Origin of the sequence: Trabulsiella odontotermitis, assembly GCF_030053895.1 — a bacterium.
Taxonomy (GTDB): domain Bacteria; phylum Pseudomonadota; class Gammaproteobacteria; order Enterobacterales; family Enterobacteriaceae; genus Trabulsiella; species Trabulsiella odontotermitis_C.
Window position 1 is genome coordinate 988,736 of sequence record NZ_CP125781.1, and the last position, 14,506, is coordinate 1,003,241.

At 50.8% G+C, this 14,506-nt stretch carries 12 protein-coding genes; 6 read left to right on the plus strand and 6 right to left on the minus strand.

What is annotated here, in order from left to right; translation table 11 throughout:
- Nucleotides 1-31: 31 nt before the first annotated feature.
- From QMG90_RS04845 to QMG90_RS04855, 3 genes are read right to left on the minus strand one after another with little or no spacing between them, the layout of a single operon-like run.
- Nucleotides 32-448: an SRPBCC family protein gene (locus tag QMG90_RS04845; RefSeq protein ID WP_283282822.1), complete on the minus strand. Its 417-nt coding sequence runs from the start codon at nt 446-448 to the stop codon at nt 32-34.
- Nucleotides 449-474: 26 nt separating this feature from the next.
- Nucleotides 475-1,272, minus strand: coding sequence for an SDR family NAD(P)-dependent oxidoreductase (locus tag QMG90_RS04850; protein ID WP_283282823.1), 798 nt, complete (start codon nt 1,270-1,272; stop codon nt 475-477).
- Between the two features lie 19 nt (nt 1,273-1,291).
- The gene (locus tag QMG90_RS04855; protein WP_283282824.1) at nt 1,292-2,302 is read right to left on the minus strand and encodes an aldo/keto reductase; all 1,011 of its coding nucleotides are present in this window, start codon (nt 2,300-2,302) and stop codon (nt 1,292-1,294) included.
- Between the two features lie 132 nt (nt 2,303-2,434).
- On the opposite strand from QMG90_RS04855, the gene QMG90_RS04860 reads away from it, so the two are divergent.
- The gene (locus QMG90_RS04860; protein ID WP_283282825.1) at nt 2,435-3,322 is read left to right on the plus strand and encodes a LysR substrate-binding domain-containing protein; all 888 of its coding nucleotides are present in this window, start codon (nt 2,435-2,437) and stop codon (nt 3,320-3,322) included.
- Between the two features lie 63 nt (nt 3,323-3,385).
- Here the strand turns inward: QMG90_RS04860 and QMG90_RS04865 are convergent, their stop codons facing one another.
- Together QMG90_RS04865 and dcuC are read right to left on the minus strand one after the other, a co-directional pair.
- Nucleotides 3,386-5,080, minus strand: coding sequence for an NAD-dependent malic enzyme (locus QMG90_RS04865; protein WP_283282826.1), 1,695 nt, complete (start codon nt 5,078-5,080; stop codon nt 3,386-3,388).
- Between the two features lie 16 nt (nt 5,081-5,096).
- Nucleotides 5,097-6,464, minus strand: coding sequence for a C4-dicarboxylate transporter DcuC (gene dcuC, locus QMG90_RS04870; protein WP_283282827.1), 1,368 nt, complete (start codon nt 6,462-6,464; stop codon nt 5,097-5,099).
- A 263-nt stretch (nt 6,465-6,727) separates the two neighbouring features.
- Here dcuC and QMG90_RS04875 point away from each other — a divergent pair, with 263 nt between their 5' ends.
- Nucleotides 6,728-7,609, plus strand: a complete 882-nt coding sequence (locus QMG90_RS04875) for a MurR/RpiR family transcriptional regulator (protein WP_283282828.1) — start codon at nt 6,728-6,730, stop codon at nt 7,607-7,609.
- 30 nt (nt 7,610-7,639) lie between these two features.
- Here QMG90_RS04875 and QMG90_RS04880 read toward each other — a convergent pair whose 3' ends face one another.
- The gene (locus tag QMG90_RS04880; protein WP_283282829.1) at nt 7,640-9,010 is read right to left on the minus strand and encodes a class-II fumarase/aspartase family protein; all 1,371 of its coding nucleotides are present in this window, start codon (nt 9,008-9,010) and stop codon (nt 7,640-7,642) included.
- Between the two features lie 412 nt (nt 9,011-9,422).
- Here QMG90_RS04880 and QMG90_RS04885 point away from each other — a divergent pair, with 412 nt between their 5' ends.
- The 4 genes from QMG90_RS04885 (at nt 9,423) to ompC (ending at nt 14,368) form a co-directional block, all read left to right on the plus strand.
- A complete protein-coding gene (locus QMG90_RS04885) occupies nt 9,423-10,463 on the plus strand; it encodes a porin (RefSeq protein ID WP_283282830.1) in 1,041 nt (346 codons plus the stop codon).
- A gap of 10 nt (nt 10,464-10,473) precedes the next feature.
- A complete protein-coding gene (locus tag QMG90_RS04890; RefSeq protein WP_283282831.1) occupies nt 10,474-11,244 on the plus strand; it encodes an SGNH/GDSL hydrolase family protein in 771 nt (256 codons plus the stop codon).
- Nucleotides 11,245-11,628: 384 nt separating this feature from the next.
- On the plus strand, nt 11,629-13,077 hold the full coding sequence (gene ascF / locus QMG90_RS04895) for a PTS cellobiose/arbutin/salicin transporter subunit IIBC (RefSeq protein WP_283282832.1): 1,449 nt from the start codon (nt 11,629-11,631) through the stop codon (nt 13,075-13,077).
- Nucleotides 13,078-13,249: 172 nt separating this feature from the next.
- Nucleotides 13,250-14,368, plus strand: coding sequence for a porin OmpC (gene ompC, locus QMG90_RS04900; protein ID WP_283282833.1), 1,119 nt, complete (start codon nt 13,250-13,252; stop codon nt 14,366-14,368).
- Nucleotides 14,369-14,506: the final 138 nt, after the last annotated feature.

Genomic DNA, 14,506 nt, shown 5'->3' on the forward strand with positions numbered 1-14,506 from the left:
GCGCCGGACACACCGGCGCCTGTCTGTCGCATCAGGAAACGAAGTTGTCCTTCAGCGCCTTGAGACCATCCTTGTAGATGCCCGTAAACAGCGCCTGCGCCTCTTCATCAGACACGTTCACTGGCGTAAATTCACCGGACCATTCCACGCGGGAAACCTGGCTGTCAGCCGTGTGGTGAACCGTGATGGTGGAGAGGTAATCCACCACCGGGAACGGCGCCTGAATAATGGAGTAAGTGTAGCTGCGCTGGCGGTTATCGAACGCTTCCAGACGCTCAATCACCGTGCCGCCGTCAGAGGTTGTCAGTGAGCGAACGCGACCGCCCTCCGTCACCACACTTTTCGGGATAAACGGCAGCCAGTCTGGCAGCGCATCAAAGCCGCCCATCAGTTGCCATACGGTGTCGGCAGATGCCGGAATTTCAATCGATACACTTGTCTTAGCCATGATAATTTTCTCTTAAATCTCCAGGATTACATTGTCAGGGTGTCAACGACACCGCCATCGACGCGCAGGGCAGCCCCTGTCGTTGCCGAGGAGAGCGGTGACGCGAGATAAACCGCCAGATTCGCCACTTCTTCCACATCCGCCGCACGCTGGATGATAGAGCTCGGACGCGCCGTTTTAACAAACTCATCGGCCTGTTCACGCGGACTGCGCCCGGATTGCGCGGCGGCGTCCGCCAGCATCTCTTTCAGACCTTCAGTAAAGGTCGGCCCTGGCAGAATGGCGTTGACGGTCACCCCGGTTCCGGCCAGTCGTTTAGCCAGACCGTGGGACACCGCCAGATTCGCAGCCTTGGTGACGCCGTAGTTGATCATGTCGCCTGGAATAGCCACGCCGGATTCGGACGAGACAAAGATAATCCGCCCCCAGCCTTGTTCCGTCATGGCTGGCGCATAATGACGCGCCAGACGAACGCCGGAGAGAACGTTAACGTTATAGAAGTGCAGCCATTCGTCATCCGGGACGCTAAAGAAATCTTTATCGTTAAAAATCCCCAGATTATTGACCAGCACGTCAGCCGTCGGGACGGCGGCAATCAACGCAGTGACGCCATCTTCGGTGCTGAGGTCCGCCACCACGCCGCGCAGCGACGCCGTGGGGTTTTGTGCCGTAATCGCGGCTATGGCGTCATCGACACCGCTCTGTTTACGCCCGACGACAACCACGGTTGCGCCAGCCTTTGCCAGCCCGGCAGCGATACCCTGCCCGATGCCGGAGGTTGAGCCGCTGACCACAGCAAGTTTACCTGTCAGATCCAGTTTCATATTTCTCTCGCTCGGTTGATTAACGGGTCGGCAGTGGCGCGTTTTCCGCAACCAGATCCTGACGGCGCATTTCCGCCCAGAATTCAGCCGGAACGGTCGCATCCAGTGCCGCCAGATCTTCTGCCATACGGCCAGGACGGCTGGAGCCAGGAATGACTGCCGCGACGGCCGGGTTTGCCAGCGAGAACTGCAGCGCCGCGGCTTTGACATCGACGTTGAAACGCGCGGCAATGGCGTTAATTTGCGCCACTTTCTGCTGAATGGCCGGGGAGGCTTTCTGATATTCAAAGTGCTCGCCGCCTGCCAGCACACCGGAGCTGTAAGGGCCGCCGACGACGATATCGACGTTATGTGCCAGCGCTTCCGGCATCAGACGTTGCAGCGCACGTTTGTGGTCCAGCAGGGAATAACGGCCCGCCAGCAGGAATGCATCCGGCTTAGGCTCATCAAGTGCCAGCGTCAGTTCGCAGGGTTCGACGCGGTTCACGCCCAGTCCCCAGGCTTTGATCACGCCCTCGTCACGCAAACGTGTCAGCGCACGAAACGCGCCGGTACGGGCAATATTGAACTGCTCCAGCCAGCTGTCGCCGTAGAAATCCTGCGCCGGATCGTGGATCCAGACGATATCCAGACGGTCTGTTTTCAGACGTTTCAGGCTGTCTTCAATCGAACGCAGCGTGGCGTCGGCAGAGTAGTCATTCAGGATTTTGTTTTTCAGACCATGTTCGAACAGGCCGCCTTTTTCACCGAAATCACGAGTTGCCGGATCTTCCATCTCGTCCAGCATGATGCGGCCGACTTTACTGCTCAGAACGTATTCATCGCGTGGGTACTGAGACAGTGCTTCGCCCATGCGGATTTCAGAAAGGCCAGAGCCATACAGTGGCGCGGTATCAAAGTAACGCACGCCCAGGTTCCAGGCTTCGCTCACGGTAGCGTGGGCTTCTTCTTCCGGAATGGCGCGGTACATGTTGCCGAGCGGTGCGCCGCCCAGGCCGATTTTGCCGGGAAGTAAATTTTTAATGCTCATAAGATGTCCTCTTTAATTCGGGTTCAGTTGGGGCTTTTTTTGCTGTCGCCCTGTGACGGAGATCACAATACCTTGCGCTATTATGACTTAACAGGACATAATTGGTCTGACTTAAGTCCTTTGAGGTCTGACATGATCGATTTACGCCAACTTAAATATTTCATGGTAGTCGCAGAAGAGCAGCACGTGGGACGTGCCGCCGAGCGACTCCATATTTCGCAATCGCCGCTGAGCCGTCAGATTGCGCAGCTGGAAGAGCGTCTGGGATTGATGCTGTTTGAACGTAACCAGCAGCGCATCCGGCTGACTGCTGACGGGCAGACATTCCTCGCAGAAACGCGTTCTTTACTGACGCATGCCAACCGTCTGGAGTCACTGGGTAAACGTCTGGGGCGCGGTGAAGATGGTGGGTTGTGTATTGGTTACATTGAAAACGCCATGCATTCCGGCGTGCTTTCTACGGCGTTGCGTACGCTGCGGGTATCGCGCCCGGATGTGCATATCGCGCTTTACAGCCAACCGCCGGTTACCCAGATTGAAGGTTTGCGCCAGCGCAGCCTTGATTTTTCACTGGTCGATACACCGCCCGCCGACAGCGAACAGGATCTGGAATACATTCAGGTGCTGGATGACCGAATGCTGCTGGCCTTACCGCAAAACCATCCTCTGGCGCAGGAGGAAAGCCTTGCCGCGCAACAGCTTGCTGATCAGCAGTGGATTGCGGTGATCCATAACGACGATGCCCATTCACGCGATGATTTTGTCGCCGCCTGTGTCAAAGCCGGGTTTAATCCTGATATTCGTCTGGAAGCCGGTGAACCGCTCACCGCGTTAGGCCTGGTGGCAGCGGGATTAGGCCTGGCACTGATTCAACATAGTCTGCGTCATAATGCACCGGAAGGGGTGGTATTACGTGAATTACCGTGGATGAATTATTCCACACAATTATGGGCCGCCTGGCATAAAGCCAATCAACGTCCGCTGGTATCGCATTTTCGCCAGATCCTGCGCAGCGAATAAAAAAATTCCGCTTTCGTGCCCGACGAAAGCGGAGGCTTTTCACGTTCCCCATATCGACGGGATCTAGATTGCCCGTCGCTTATAAGGGCGATACTCCGGTAACCAGAACTCCGCAGTAATACTCTGGCGCAGGGCATCATCATCCATTTCATTTGCCACGCCAGACTGCTGCGCCGCCTTGCCTACCGCAAAGGCAATATAGCGGGTGATATCGCAGATCGTACTGATTTCCGGCAGCAGCCCACCAGTGCCATGACACACCAGTGGTGAAACCTCGGCAAGCGCACGACTCGCCGCCATCAGCATCGCTTCCGTGACCCTTTTCGCGCCACAGGCCAGCACGCCCAGCCCTATCGCCGGGAAGATGTAAACGTTATTGCATTGTGATATCGGGATAGTCCGCCCTACATAATCCACCGGTTCACAAGGACTGCCGGTGGCAACAATCGCATTCCCTTCAGTCCAGTGAAGAATATCTTCTGGCCGGGCTTCCATTCGCGACGTTGGGTTAGACAGCGGCAAAATGATCGGTCGTTCGCAGTGGCGGTACATCGTGCGTATCACCTCTTCAGTAAACAACCCCGACTGCCCCGAAACGCCCAGCAGAATGGTGGGTTTCGCATAGTGAATCACCTCCAGCAACGACGGTGTGGCGCCAGCGTATTTCCAGTCCGCCAGCCATTCGGGAGGTTGCGCCAGTGGCGCCTGAAAATCGGCCAGTGAGGGGGTTGTCGTCATTACCAGACCGTCACGATCCACCATAAAAATGGTTTTACTGGCCTCATCGACATGCATCCCTTCAGCTACCCGACAGGCGATGATATGCCGGGCGATGCCGCAGCCCGCCGCTCCGGCACCCACAATCACAATCGACTGCTGACTGAAATCACACTGATTACTGCGACACGCCGCTAAAATCGTCGCCAGCGCAACAGAGGCAGTTCCCTGAATATCATCATTGAAGCAGCACAACGCATTCCGATAGCGATGCAGCAAAGGAACCGCGGTGTGCTGGGCAAAATCCTCAAACTGCAACAAAACATCCGGCCAACGGCGCTTAACGGCGGCGATGAACAGGTCAATAAAAGCGAAATATTCCTCGCCGGTAATCCGCGGATGGCGCCAGCCTATATAGCGAGGATCGTCCAGTAACTGCGGGTTATTAGTTCCGACATCCAGCATGATGGGTAACGTCTGCGCTGGATTCACGCCGCCGCAGACGGTGTAGAGCGACAGTTTGCCAATGGGAATGCCCATTCCGCCGACGCCGAGGTCACCCAGACCGAGGATCCGCTCGCCGTCCGTGACCACGATAACGCTGACATCGTGGCGCGGAATGTCATGCAGAATATCGTCAATACGGTCACGATCGGGCCATGAGATAAACACGCCTCTGGCCCGGCGGTAGATCCCGGAAAATTTTTCACAGGCGGTACCCACCACCGGGGTATAAACCATCGGCAACATCTCCGGGAGATGTTTTTTCAGGAGATGGTAAAACAGTGTCTCATTCGTATCCTGAATATTACGCAGGTAGATATGCCGGGCGTTATCTGAGTCGGTATCCTGATACTGTTGATAAGCACGTTCAGCTTGCTCATCGATATTTTCAATGGCGCTGGGCAGTAATCCATTGAGATTAAAATCATTCCTCTCCTGCCGGGTAAAACTGCTTCCCTTATTCAGAAGAGGTGATTCCAGTAACAATTTGCCCGTAAACGGGACGTACAGCACATCGTCTCTCACGTTGCTATCCATGGTTATCAGCAGAAATTTAAATCAGGACGTAGTTGGCAATTAACATGGCGACAATACCCGCCAGCGCCGGAAGTAATGTTCTTCTGACGATCATAAACGGCGAACATTCACCCGCTTTACTGACGGCGATGATGATGCCGGCAACCGGTGAAATGGCGCGACCCATGCCCGCCATCAGTTGCATCGGCAGGATCATATTGACCGCGCTTTCACCAAACTTTGCCGCAATCGACGGTGCCAGCCCGGAAAAAGAGAAGAATGCCGCCACGCCGGAACCCGTCAATACTGCCGTAATACCCACCAGTGCGGTCATCACCAGGGTCATGCTGGTGAAGCCTAAGCCGGCGTTCTGAACCGATTGCAGGAGATAATCCACAGCACCGATTTTTTGCAGCCCCTGGGCGTAGATATCCGCGCAAACCAGCAGGGACACAATGCTGGTAAACATGCTGCCCATGCCTTTAAAGAACACCTGCAAACCTTTGCAGCAGGTCCGGAAATCACGCGTGGTGACCAGCTCAAAAAAGAAGGCGACGATGGCGCCCAAAATCATCGCTGTGACCACATCAATTTTGACTGATGTGATCAGCAGCGGGCTGAACACCAGCACAAGGACTACAGGTAAAACAGGGAGAAGCGCATATATCACCGGAGCCTTACGTCCTTCTTCTTCCTCCGCGGCAACCTCTTGTTCGCCAGGCACAAACCCGTCTTTTTTATCGAAATATTTCGCCGTGAAGAAAATCACTACTGCAACCGCCAGCATCACGACCGCCGCCACGGGCATCTGGTAATGGGCAAAGTAAATGGCGCTTTCCATTCCGGCATGTTTCGCCGCCAGGTTAGCCGTGCCGACGGCCGGGCCAAGATCCATAAACGCGCACAAACCGATCATGGCGGCCGCAGAGGCTTTACTCACGCCCAGACGCACCAGTACGGGGAAGAAAGTGACCAGCAATAACATCGCTAAACCAGCCGCGCTGGAGATAGCCACATGCAACAATTGCGCACAGATATAACCCAGCGCGAGGATAAGATAAGGCGCTTTGATCACCTTTAAGGGGCGAATGCACATATTCACCATCGCATTCGACGCTTTAATATGATCCATATAACTGGCGAACCCGCCGGCGGCCATGATGATCAAACCAATACCCGCAATTTGGGTCGTCAGCGATTCTTTGGCAAAGCTGAAGATATCCAGCCAGGTGGATCCGGTTGATTTTGCTTTGTCGTACAGAATACTATTTTCAGGAAAAAACAGCACCGTAATGGTGAGTAATGCTAAACCTGCGAGTAATAAAACAGTTTGCGGCTGATAATTTTTAACAATTAGCCACGCGGCAATTACTGTTATCACTATTGCTATAATAAACGCTGTCATAATAGAAATCCCTAATGCGCGATAATCACTGAGTTAAGCGTTTTGACCTGGAGATTCAATTCTAATCATTGGTGTTGATGCAAAATACGGGAAAGGTCATTTCCCAGTATTTTTTGTGAGAAGGATCGCATCTTATCTGCATCTGAGTGATGGGATGAAGAAATTCTGGAAAACAGTTAATATTAAAGGCTATGACGTAATTGACGCCCGCAGGGGATTATCTTATAACAACTCTGTTATAAAATAGTCTCCGGGTGGCATATATGTACAGAAAAAGAACACTAAGTCTGGATGAGTATAATTCGTTAACAAAAAGTATTGGCGAGTTAACAGAATCAGAATGTCGGCTTAATAAATATATTAACAAGCATTTTAATGAGCTGCCCTATCATGGCATTGTCGATCTTTCACAAAATGCGGCGGTGAGTAAAGCGACAATTGGCCGCTTTCTGAATAAAGTCGGGTTTACCGGCTACGCAGCCTTCAGAAGGGCGCTTGATACCACCCTGTCTGAGAATAAAATCTCGGCGCCTTTTGAAAAAAACATCCGCCAGCGGAACAAGAGTACCATTACGACTGAGCATATTGTTGGTGAATTCACGCACCGGGTATCCTCACTCTTTGCCGGATTTAAAAACAGCATCAATATAAATAATTTAAACGAATTTATTACACTGGTACTGAATGACCAACGGCACATTTATGCGGTAGGGCCGTCATCATCGCATGCGATGGCGATTCACTTTTGCACGCTGCTCAAGTACTTCCGCAGTAACATCACTCTGCTGCCCACTGACATTAGCGAACTTCCTAAATGCTTGATGGACATTAAAGAAGATGATGTGCTGGTTGTTTTTTCCTACTATCGTTTTAACCGTGTCGCGCTCAATATTGCAAAATGGTTCAGAAAGAAAAATGCCAACGTCGTGCTGATTACTAATTCCGAAGCTAATCCTTATGGCAAATTTTGCGAACTGCAATTTGTTGTTCCAAGTGATGCGCAATCCATTTTTCAAAGCCGAATTATAGGCTTCTTCTTTATCGAGCTGATTTTGCATCTGGCTTACGAGAAAGGGGACAGCGAGGGCAATTTTGCCCAACTGGAAGAATTGTTTGAGTTCTTTGAGACCTTCTCCGCGTCCTGATACCCGGTTGAGTATCAGGACGGGAGGTTATCAGGCAATATCAGCTATCTTAATCTTTTCGAATTTGTCGACGGTTTCGGCGATCAATTCATCGTTACAGCCAATATAAGAAAGCGGCTCGCAGGCCTCAGCGATCTCGTTTTGCGATAAAGCGGCCAGAATCTCCGGGCTGGACTGTACGATCGCCATAAAACTTTGCTCACCATCAGCCTGCATTAAGAGGGTTTTTACCAGGTTATAGGCGGGCTCCCGACCAATTTTTGCGGCAAGCTTCATCGTCAGTGATTCAGACATAATGAAATGCTTTGAGCAGGCAAAATTGGCGCGCATTTTTACTTCATTAACAATAAGATGCGAAAGCAGTTTTTCCGCACGCGTCAGACTGGTCGATAACGCATTCGATGCTTCAGGCAGAATCGTCCAGTTCAGTACCCGCATGGAAGCCGCGCGGACATCCTGCTGGTCGAGCATCGCTGGCGCGCCGGAGGCGTACATCCATCCCATTCTTGCCAGCGTCTGAATCATATTGCTGGCGCGTGGGTTAGCCTTATGCGGCATGGTGCTGGAACCGCCACCGCCTTCTCCCTCCATCACCTCGGCAATGGGGGTGCGGCCCATGGTTTCGACATCATTTGCCAGGCGGCACAGCGTACCGTGAATCAGCGCAAAGCACTGTACCACCTCGACAATGGCGTCCTGGCTGGCATTGTTTATGCCACAAGGGATATTCAACCCCAGCGCCTGCATTAAACGTTCACGCGTCGCCATCCCCTGCGCACCCACAGAGGCAAGATTCCCCACCGCACCACCAAACAGACCGGTAATGGCGCGGGGATAGAGCTGCTGAAGCCGGACAAGATGCCGGTTCACCTCAGCCAGATAACCGGAAACGTGTAACCCCCAGGTCGTGGCGGAAGCATCTACCGAATTGGTGCGCGCAACCATCACGGTGCGGGAGTGCTTCACTGCCATCGTCTTCATCTCTTCGCCAACGGTAATCAGTTGCTGATACACCAACTGCAGCGCCTGCTGCAACCGCATCGCCAGGCCAGAATCCAGTAAATCCTGGGTCGTACATCCCCAATGGAGATACTGACTCACCAGTGGCGTGCCGGAAGCCGAGATCTGATCGATCAACGGTTTGATCGCCATTCCCACGGATTGTGTTCCCTGCGCTAAGGCAGGCCAGTCCAGCGTTAAGTCGCGACAGGCGTGATCAATTTCTATCGCCGCCTGCGCCGGGATGATCCCCAGATCGCTTTGTACACGCGCGACTGTCGCTTCAAAGCGTAGCCAGCAGCGAATCAGATTGTCGTCAGACCATATTTCCCGCATCTGGTCATTGGTGAACAGAGGGGAATAGAGATCAGAATCAAATACGGTTGTTTGCTTACCGTACATACGGTACCTCTCCGGTAATGAAAGCATCGTAATAATAGTGTGATTAACCGATTTTGCGGGATCTGCGTTCCAATTTACAGGGGAAAATACATTTCCCATCGCAAAAGAGAACATGGGAATGTGATATTCCCAACGTCATGTTTGTTTTACTGTAAAAGTGCGATAGATTTCACAGTATTTTTAAAATTATCTCCAGAGTAAAAATAAAATCTGATCGAGTTATGTTAGCAAATACTGAAATAATTAATGCAAGAATGCGATGCGGTATATTTATGCGTGAATAATCACATTTTATTACGAGAAAAAACAATTCCCATATCGGATTTAATTCATTCTCACGAACAATTATCTCGCAGTTAACCTTTTATGACCAGGAAGTGAATGCTTCCTTGAGGCTTTCTTGAGGGATTATATGAAAATAAAACACTATTCACTAATATTACTGATGGGTATGAACTCTTCTGCATTTGCCTTAAATGTCTACGATAAAGACGGTAATACGCTGGATATCTATGGGCGTGTCGAGGGTACTATTGCCAGCGGTGACAACTCATTCGCCGGAAGCGAAACTCGCAGCGATCTGGGCGGTCGTTTAGGGGTTTATCTCACGAAAGATTTAACGTTTTTGCCTGATACCAAAGTTGTCGGTCGCCTGGAGTGGCAGGTTCGTACCGAGAAAAACGATAACAACACCGGTGACAGCGACCTGGAAGCCCGCTACTCATACATCGGTTTGTCGAACAAAACGTGGGGTGAAGTGATCGCGGGCAGAACGAAAAACCCGCTCTATCAGGTCATGCGAATGACTGATAAATATAAAAATTTCACCCCCAACGTCTATAATTACGGCGTGACGACCATTGACGATTCTTACCAGTTCAACCGTCAGGACGGTACTGTTCAGTGGAACGCCAAATTTGCCGGTAACGAAATCCAGATGGCGTGGGTTACCGGTAATGGTAATAGCGACAACGACGCCATGGACTATGGTGCAATGGCGAGCTACCGGAAATTATTCCGGCTTGGTGATGTCAGAATTACGCCAGCAATTGCTGCCAGCCGTTATAAACGTCAGGACGGTGTTGTGACCACAGATGGCCGTAATCAGCACGATCAGATCATGGGGGGACTCCAGCTCAATTATCAAGCCTGGGAGCTGGCAGTAACGGCATTACGCACTTCTATTTCTCGCGATAATAAAAGCGACAATAATTTTAATGGATTCGACTCACTCCTTTCCTATAACTTTGGCAAGGTTAAAGTCCTGGGCGGTTATAGTGTTTTAAATGAAGATGATAAAGATATTGCTGAAAAAGAAGACTGGCGCGTGGAAACGCAATTAACGTTGGCAAAAGATACCTGGTTATCTTTCACTTACGATAAATCGCTCGCCAATAAAAACCAAAAAACCAATGATGATGCCCTTATCGTCGGGCTTCGTTATGATTTCTGAGAGGCTACACATGAAAAGGCTCGCTCTGCTCGCCACGGCGGCAATGCTGACTTTTGGCAGCGTAAGCAGTTATGCGGATACATTAATTGCGCCTTCGCCGCATGCTAAAATGGATGGGGATAATAAAATTATCGCCCTGTACGGTAATTCATACACGTTTTACAACAACAATATTAATACCCGTCTGCGGGATCTGACAAAATCTTTACTGCCGGATCACGCTAAAGGCTATCAGTATCGTGGGATCACCATCTCCAGTGGTCGCTTAGGCTGGCATATTCCCAACCTTGAGTATCAGAACAGCCTGCAGAAATGGGATGTGGTGATCCTGCAAGGTAACTCCACCGAGCCTGTCTCGAAGAAAGAGAGTTCCCGAGAGAACTTCGTCGAATCGGCAACTAAAATGGCCGAGATGGCGCACAACGCGGGCGCAAAAGTGGTCTACTTTATGACCTGGGCAAAGCGCGATAAACCGGAAGAAACCCAGAAGCTTGCCGATGCCTATTTGTCTGTTGCGCAAAAAACGGGTGGCTACGTTGCGCCAGTCGGACTCGCGTTTGAAAAAGCCCGCAAGGCGCATCCGGAGATTAACCTGTATTACCAGGACGGCATGCACCCGTCGATGGCTGGCACCTATTTAGCCGCCTGCGTCTTCTTTGCCACGTTGTATAACCAGTCCCCGGTTGGAGGCGCACTGCCGATCGACACTGACATGACCCCGGCAACGGCAAAAGCCTTACAACAGGTTGCCTGGGAAACGGTAACTGAATTTCAAAAATAACCCGCGCGCCAGAAAAGCGTAACAACTCAACCCCACCTCCTTTATCGTCCGGCATGCTGACCTCTGTGTTGGCATGTCGTTACCTCTGAATACGCTCTCGCTTTAAGTGAAACTGACTGGTTTAAAGTTATGTCGATCACAAATCTATTCGCTAAAAAATAATTTTATTGACGTTCATGTGAATTACTGAGAGTTTCGTGTGGAACCGGTTACCTATCATGGTTTCTTATACGTGATAGCGACATCATTTCTGTCACAACTGGAGCGGGATCAGTTTTTAGCGACGACATGAACGTGCGTTGGGGCCTGCTATTGCCTGTAAAAAGGTAATTTAATCAGTGGCATAAAGAATACACGCACGACATATCCAGAGAGCAATAACGAATGGCAAAAAATTACGCCGAAGCAGCACAAAAGATCCTCGGTGCCCTCGGAGGCCGCGACAACATTGCGGCGATTACACACTGTATGACGCGTTTGCGTTTTGTAGTTCGCGATGAAAGCGTGGTGGATACCGCCGCACTGAAAATCATCAGCGGCGTCATGGGCGTGGTGAAAAACGAGAACCAGTGTCAGGTGATTATTGGAAATACCGTTTCACAGGCTTATGCCGAAGTAGTGAAACTGTTACCGGAAATGGCAGGGGGCTCACAGGAGACCGGAAAAAGAAAAATAACTTTCAGACGTATTGGCGCCGGTATTCTCGATGCGCTTATTGGCACCATGTCACCGCTTATTCCGGCCATTATTGGTGGCTCAATGGTTAAGCTGTTAGCCATGGTGCTGGAAATGAGCGGCGTATTACCGAAAAACGCACCGACGTTAATTATTCTGACCGTGATTGGCGATGGGGCGTTTTTCTTCCTGCCATTAATGGTGGCGGCTTCCGCGGCGTTGAAATTTAAAACCAATATGTCACTGGCGATTGCCATTGCGGGTGTACTGGTGCATCCGGCGTTTATCGACCTGATGGCGAAAGCTGCGCAGGGTGAACACATGGAATTTGCGTTTATCCCGCTGACGGCAGTGAAATATACCTACACCGTCATTCCGGCTCTGGTAATGACATGGTGTCTGTCCTATATCGAGCGTTGGGTAGACAATATTACCCCTGCGGTGACTAAAAACTTCCTTAAGCCGATGCTGATTGTGCTGATTGCCGCACCACTGGCGATCCTGTTAATCGGGCCGATTGGTATCTGGATCGGTAGTTCTATTTCCGCCCTGGTGTATACCATCCACAATTATCTGGGCTGGCTGGCCGTCGCCATTATGGGCGCAATCTGGCCACTGCTGGTAATGACGGGGATGCACCGCGTCTTTACGCCGACCATCATTCAGACTATTGCCGAAACCGGCAAAGAGGGTATGGTCATGCCGTCAGAAATCGGCGCAAATCTGTCGCTTGGCGGTTCATCGCTGGCGGTGGCCTGGCGCACGAAAAACCCGGAACTGCGTCAGACGGCACTGGCCGCCGCCGCATCGGCCATCATGGCAGGGATTTCTGAACCCGCACTGTATGGTGTGGCGTTACGCCTGAAGCGTCCGCTCATTGCCAGTCTTATCAGTGGTTTTATTTGCGGCGCAGTCGCCGGTATCGCCGGGCTTGCCAGCCACTCGATGGCGGCGCCGGGGCTCTTCACCAGCGTGCAGTTCTTCGACCCGGCGAACCCGATGTCCATTGTGTGGGTCGTGGGTGTCATGGCGCTTTCCGTTGTGCTCTCCTTTATATTGACGTTAATGCTGGGATTTGAAGATATTCCCGTTGAAGAAGAACCACGGAAAATAGCGGAGCCAGTTCAGGCGGTACAAACGCAACAGAGCGCCTCATAATGTAACAGGTCGTTGTAGTAATAAATATTCCGGCTGATATAAGAATAAATGCCTGGTGCGTAAGGTAGCTGCCTTGTGCCTGCTATTTTGTACAGTTTATATCGCTGAAATATGTCTGGTAGTGAGCGTCTTTAATAACCATTAATATGAACTTTTAGTAAAGGATATTTAAATGAAAATCCGTGCTCTTACATTTTTAATTCCGGTTATGTTGTTTTCTGCAGCGACTCATGCAGCGGAAATTTATAATAAAGATGGTAATAAATTAGGTTTATATGGTTTCATCAACGGGCTGCACTATTTTTCTGACGATAAAGGCTCTAACGGTGACAAGACTTTTATGCGTTTTGGCTTTAAAGGCCAGACGCAAGTCTCCGATGACCTGGTAGGGTTTGGCCGTTGGGAATATCAGGTTCAGGGTAACCAGGCTGAGAATACCAACACGGCTTTTACGCGTTACGCCTTTGCCGGTCTTCGCTTTGCACAATATAACTCCATTGATTACGGGCGTAATACGGGGATCCTGTATGATGCTGCGGCATATACCGATATGCAGCCGGAATTCGATGCCTCAACCTACGGCTCAGATCAGTTTATGTTCAAGCGCGGCAACGGTATTGCCACTTACCGTAACACTGATTTCTTTGGTCTGGTCGATGGCCTGAAATTCGCGTTACAGTACCAGGGTAAAAATGACAGCGGCGCGGCTGAAGCGGGAACCCGCAATGTGTTAACGCAGAATGGCGATGGGGTTGGCGCCTCGTTAAGCTATGAATTTGATGCCGGGATCAGCATCGCTGGCGCCTTCTTTAATTCTAATCGTACCGATGAACAAAATGCGGCGCCGGGTATCATGGGTGATGGCAGTAATGCAGAAGGCTACACCACGGCGATCAAATACGACAACAGCAAGCTCTACCTGGCGGCGATGTATACCCAGGCGTATAACGCAGCAAAATTTGGTTCACCGAGCGCCACCGCGTACGGGTTTGCTAACACCTCGCAGGCGGTTGAGCTGTATGCCGGTTATGCGTTCGAATTTGGCCTGGTGCCGTTCATCGCCTATAACCAGACGCGTGGTAAAGATTTAGGTACTGATCGCCAGGGCAATACTTACGACAGTCAGGATCTGGTTAAGTTTGTTGACGTAGGTTTTACCTATAATTTCAACAAAAATATGCAGGCGTATCTCGACTATAAAATCAACCTGCTGGATGACAATACCTTTACCCAAAACGCCAATATCATGACGGATAACGTAGCGGCAGTCAGCATGAAGTACGTGTTCTGATAATCTGTAAACCCACTCAATATTTTCGCCGCGATGCGCATGTGCGGAAATATTGAGATGGGTTGTTTTTACTTATGAAATACTTATTTTTCCTTACTAATTTTAGGGTTTTTCATTTTTCTTCTGTGTCAGTTGATT

Excerpts from the sequence above, each read along its gene's own strand:
- QMG90_RS04855 (WP_283282824.1), bottom strand. The coding sequence starts at position 2,302 with ATGAGCATTAAAAATTTACTTCCCGGCAAAATCGGCCTGGGCGGCGCA.
- QMG90_RS04860 (WP_283282825.1), top strand. The coding sequence starts at position 2,435 with ATGATCGATTTACGCCAACTTAAATATTTCATGGTAGTCGCAGAAGAG.
- QMG90_RS04850 (WP_283282823.1), bottom strand. The coding sequence starts at position 1,272 with ATGAAACTGGATCTGACAGGTAAACTTGCTGTGGTCAGCGGCTCAACC.
- QMG90_RS04885 (WP_283282830.1), top strand. The coding sequence starts at position 9,423 with ATGAAAATAAAACACTATTCACTAATATTACTGATGGGTATGAACTCT.
- ascF (WP_283282832.1), top strand. The coding sequence starts at position 11,629 with ATGGCAAAAAATTACGCCGAAGCAGCACAAAAGATCCTCGGTGCCCTC.
- QMG90_RS04880 (WP_283282829.1), bottom strand. The coding sequence starts at position 9,010 with ATGTACGGTAAGCAAACAACCGTATTTGATTCTGATCTCTATTCCCCT.
- QMG90_RS04865 (WP_283282826.1), bottom strand. The coding sequence starts at position 5,080 with ATGGATAGCAACGTGAGAGACGATGTGCTGTACGTCCCGTTTACGGGC.
- QMG90_RS04875 (WP_283282828.1), top strand. The coding sequence starts at position 6,728 with ATGTACAGAAAAAGAACACTAAGTCTGGATGAGTATAATTCGTTAACA.
- QMG90_RS04890 (WP_283282831.1), top strand. The coding sequence starts at position 10,474 with ATGAAAAGGCTCGCTCTGCTCGCCACGGCGGCAATGCTGACTTTTGGC.
- ompC (WP_283282833.1), top strand. The coding sequence starts at position 13,250 with ATGAAAATCCGTGCTCTTACATTTTTAATTCCGGTTATGTTGTTTTCT.
- dcuC (WP_283282827.1), bottom strand. The coding sequence starts at position 6,464 with ATGACAGCGTTTATTATAGCAATAGTGATAACAGTAATTGCCGCGTGG.
- QMG90_RS04845 (WP_283282822.1), bottom strand. The coding sequence starts at position 448 with ATGGCTAAGACAAGTGTATCGATTGAAATTCCGGCATCTGCCGACACC.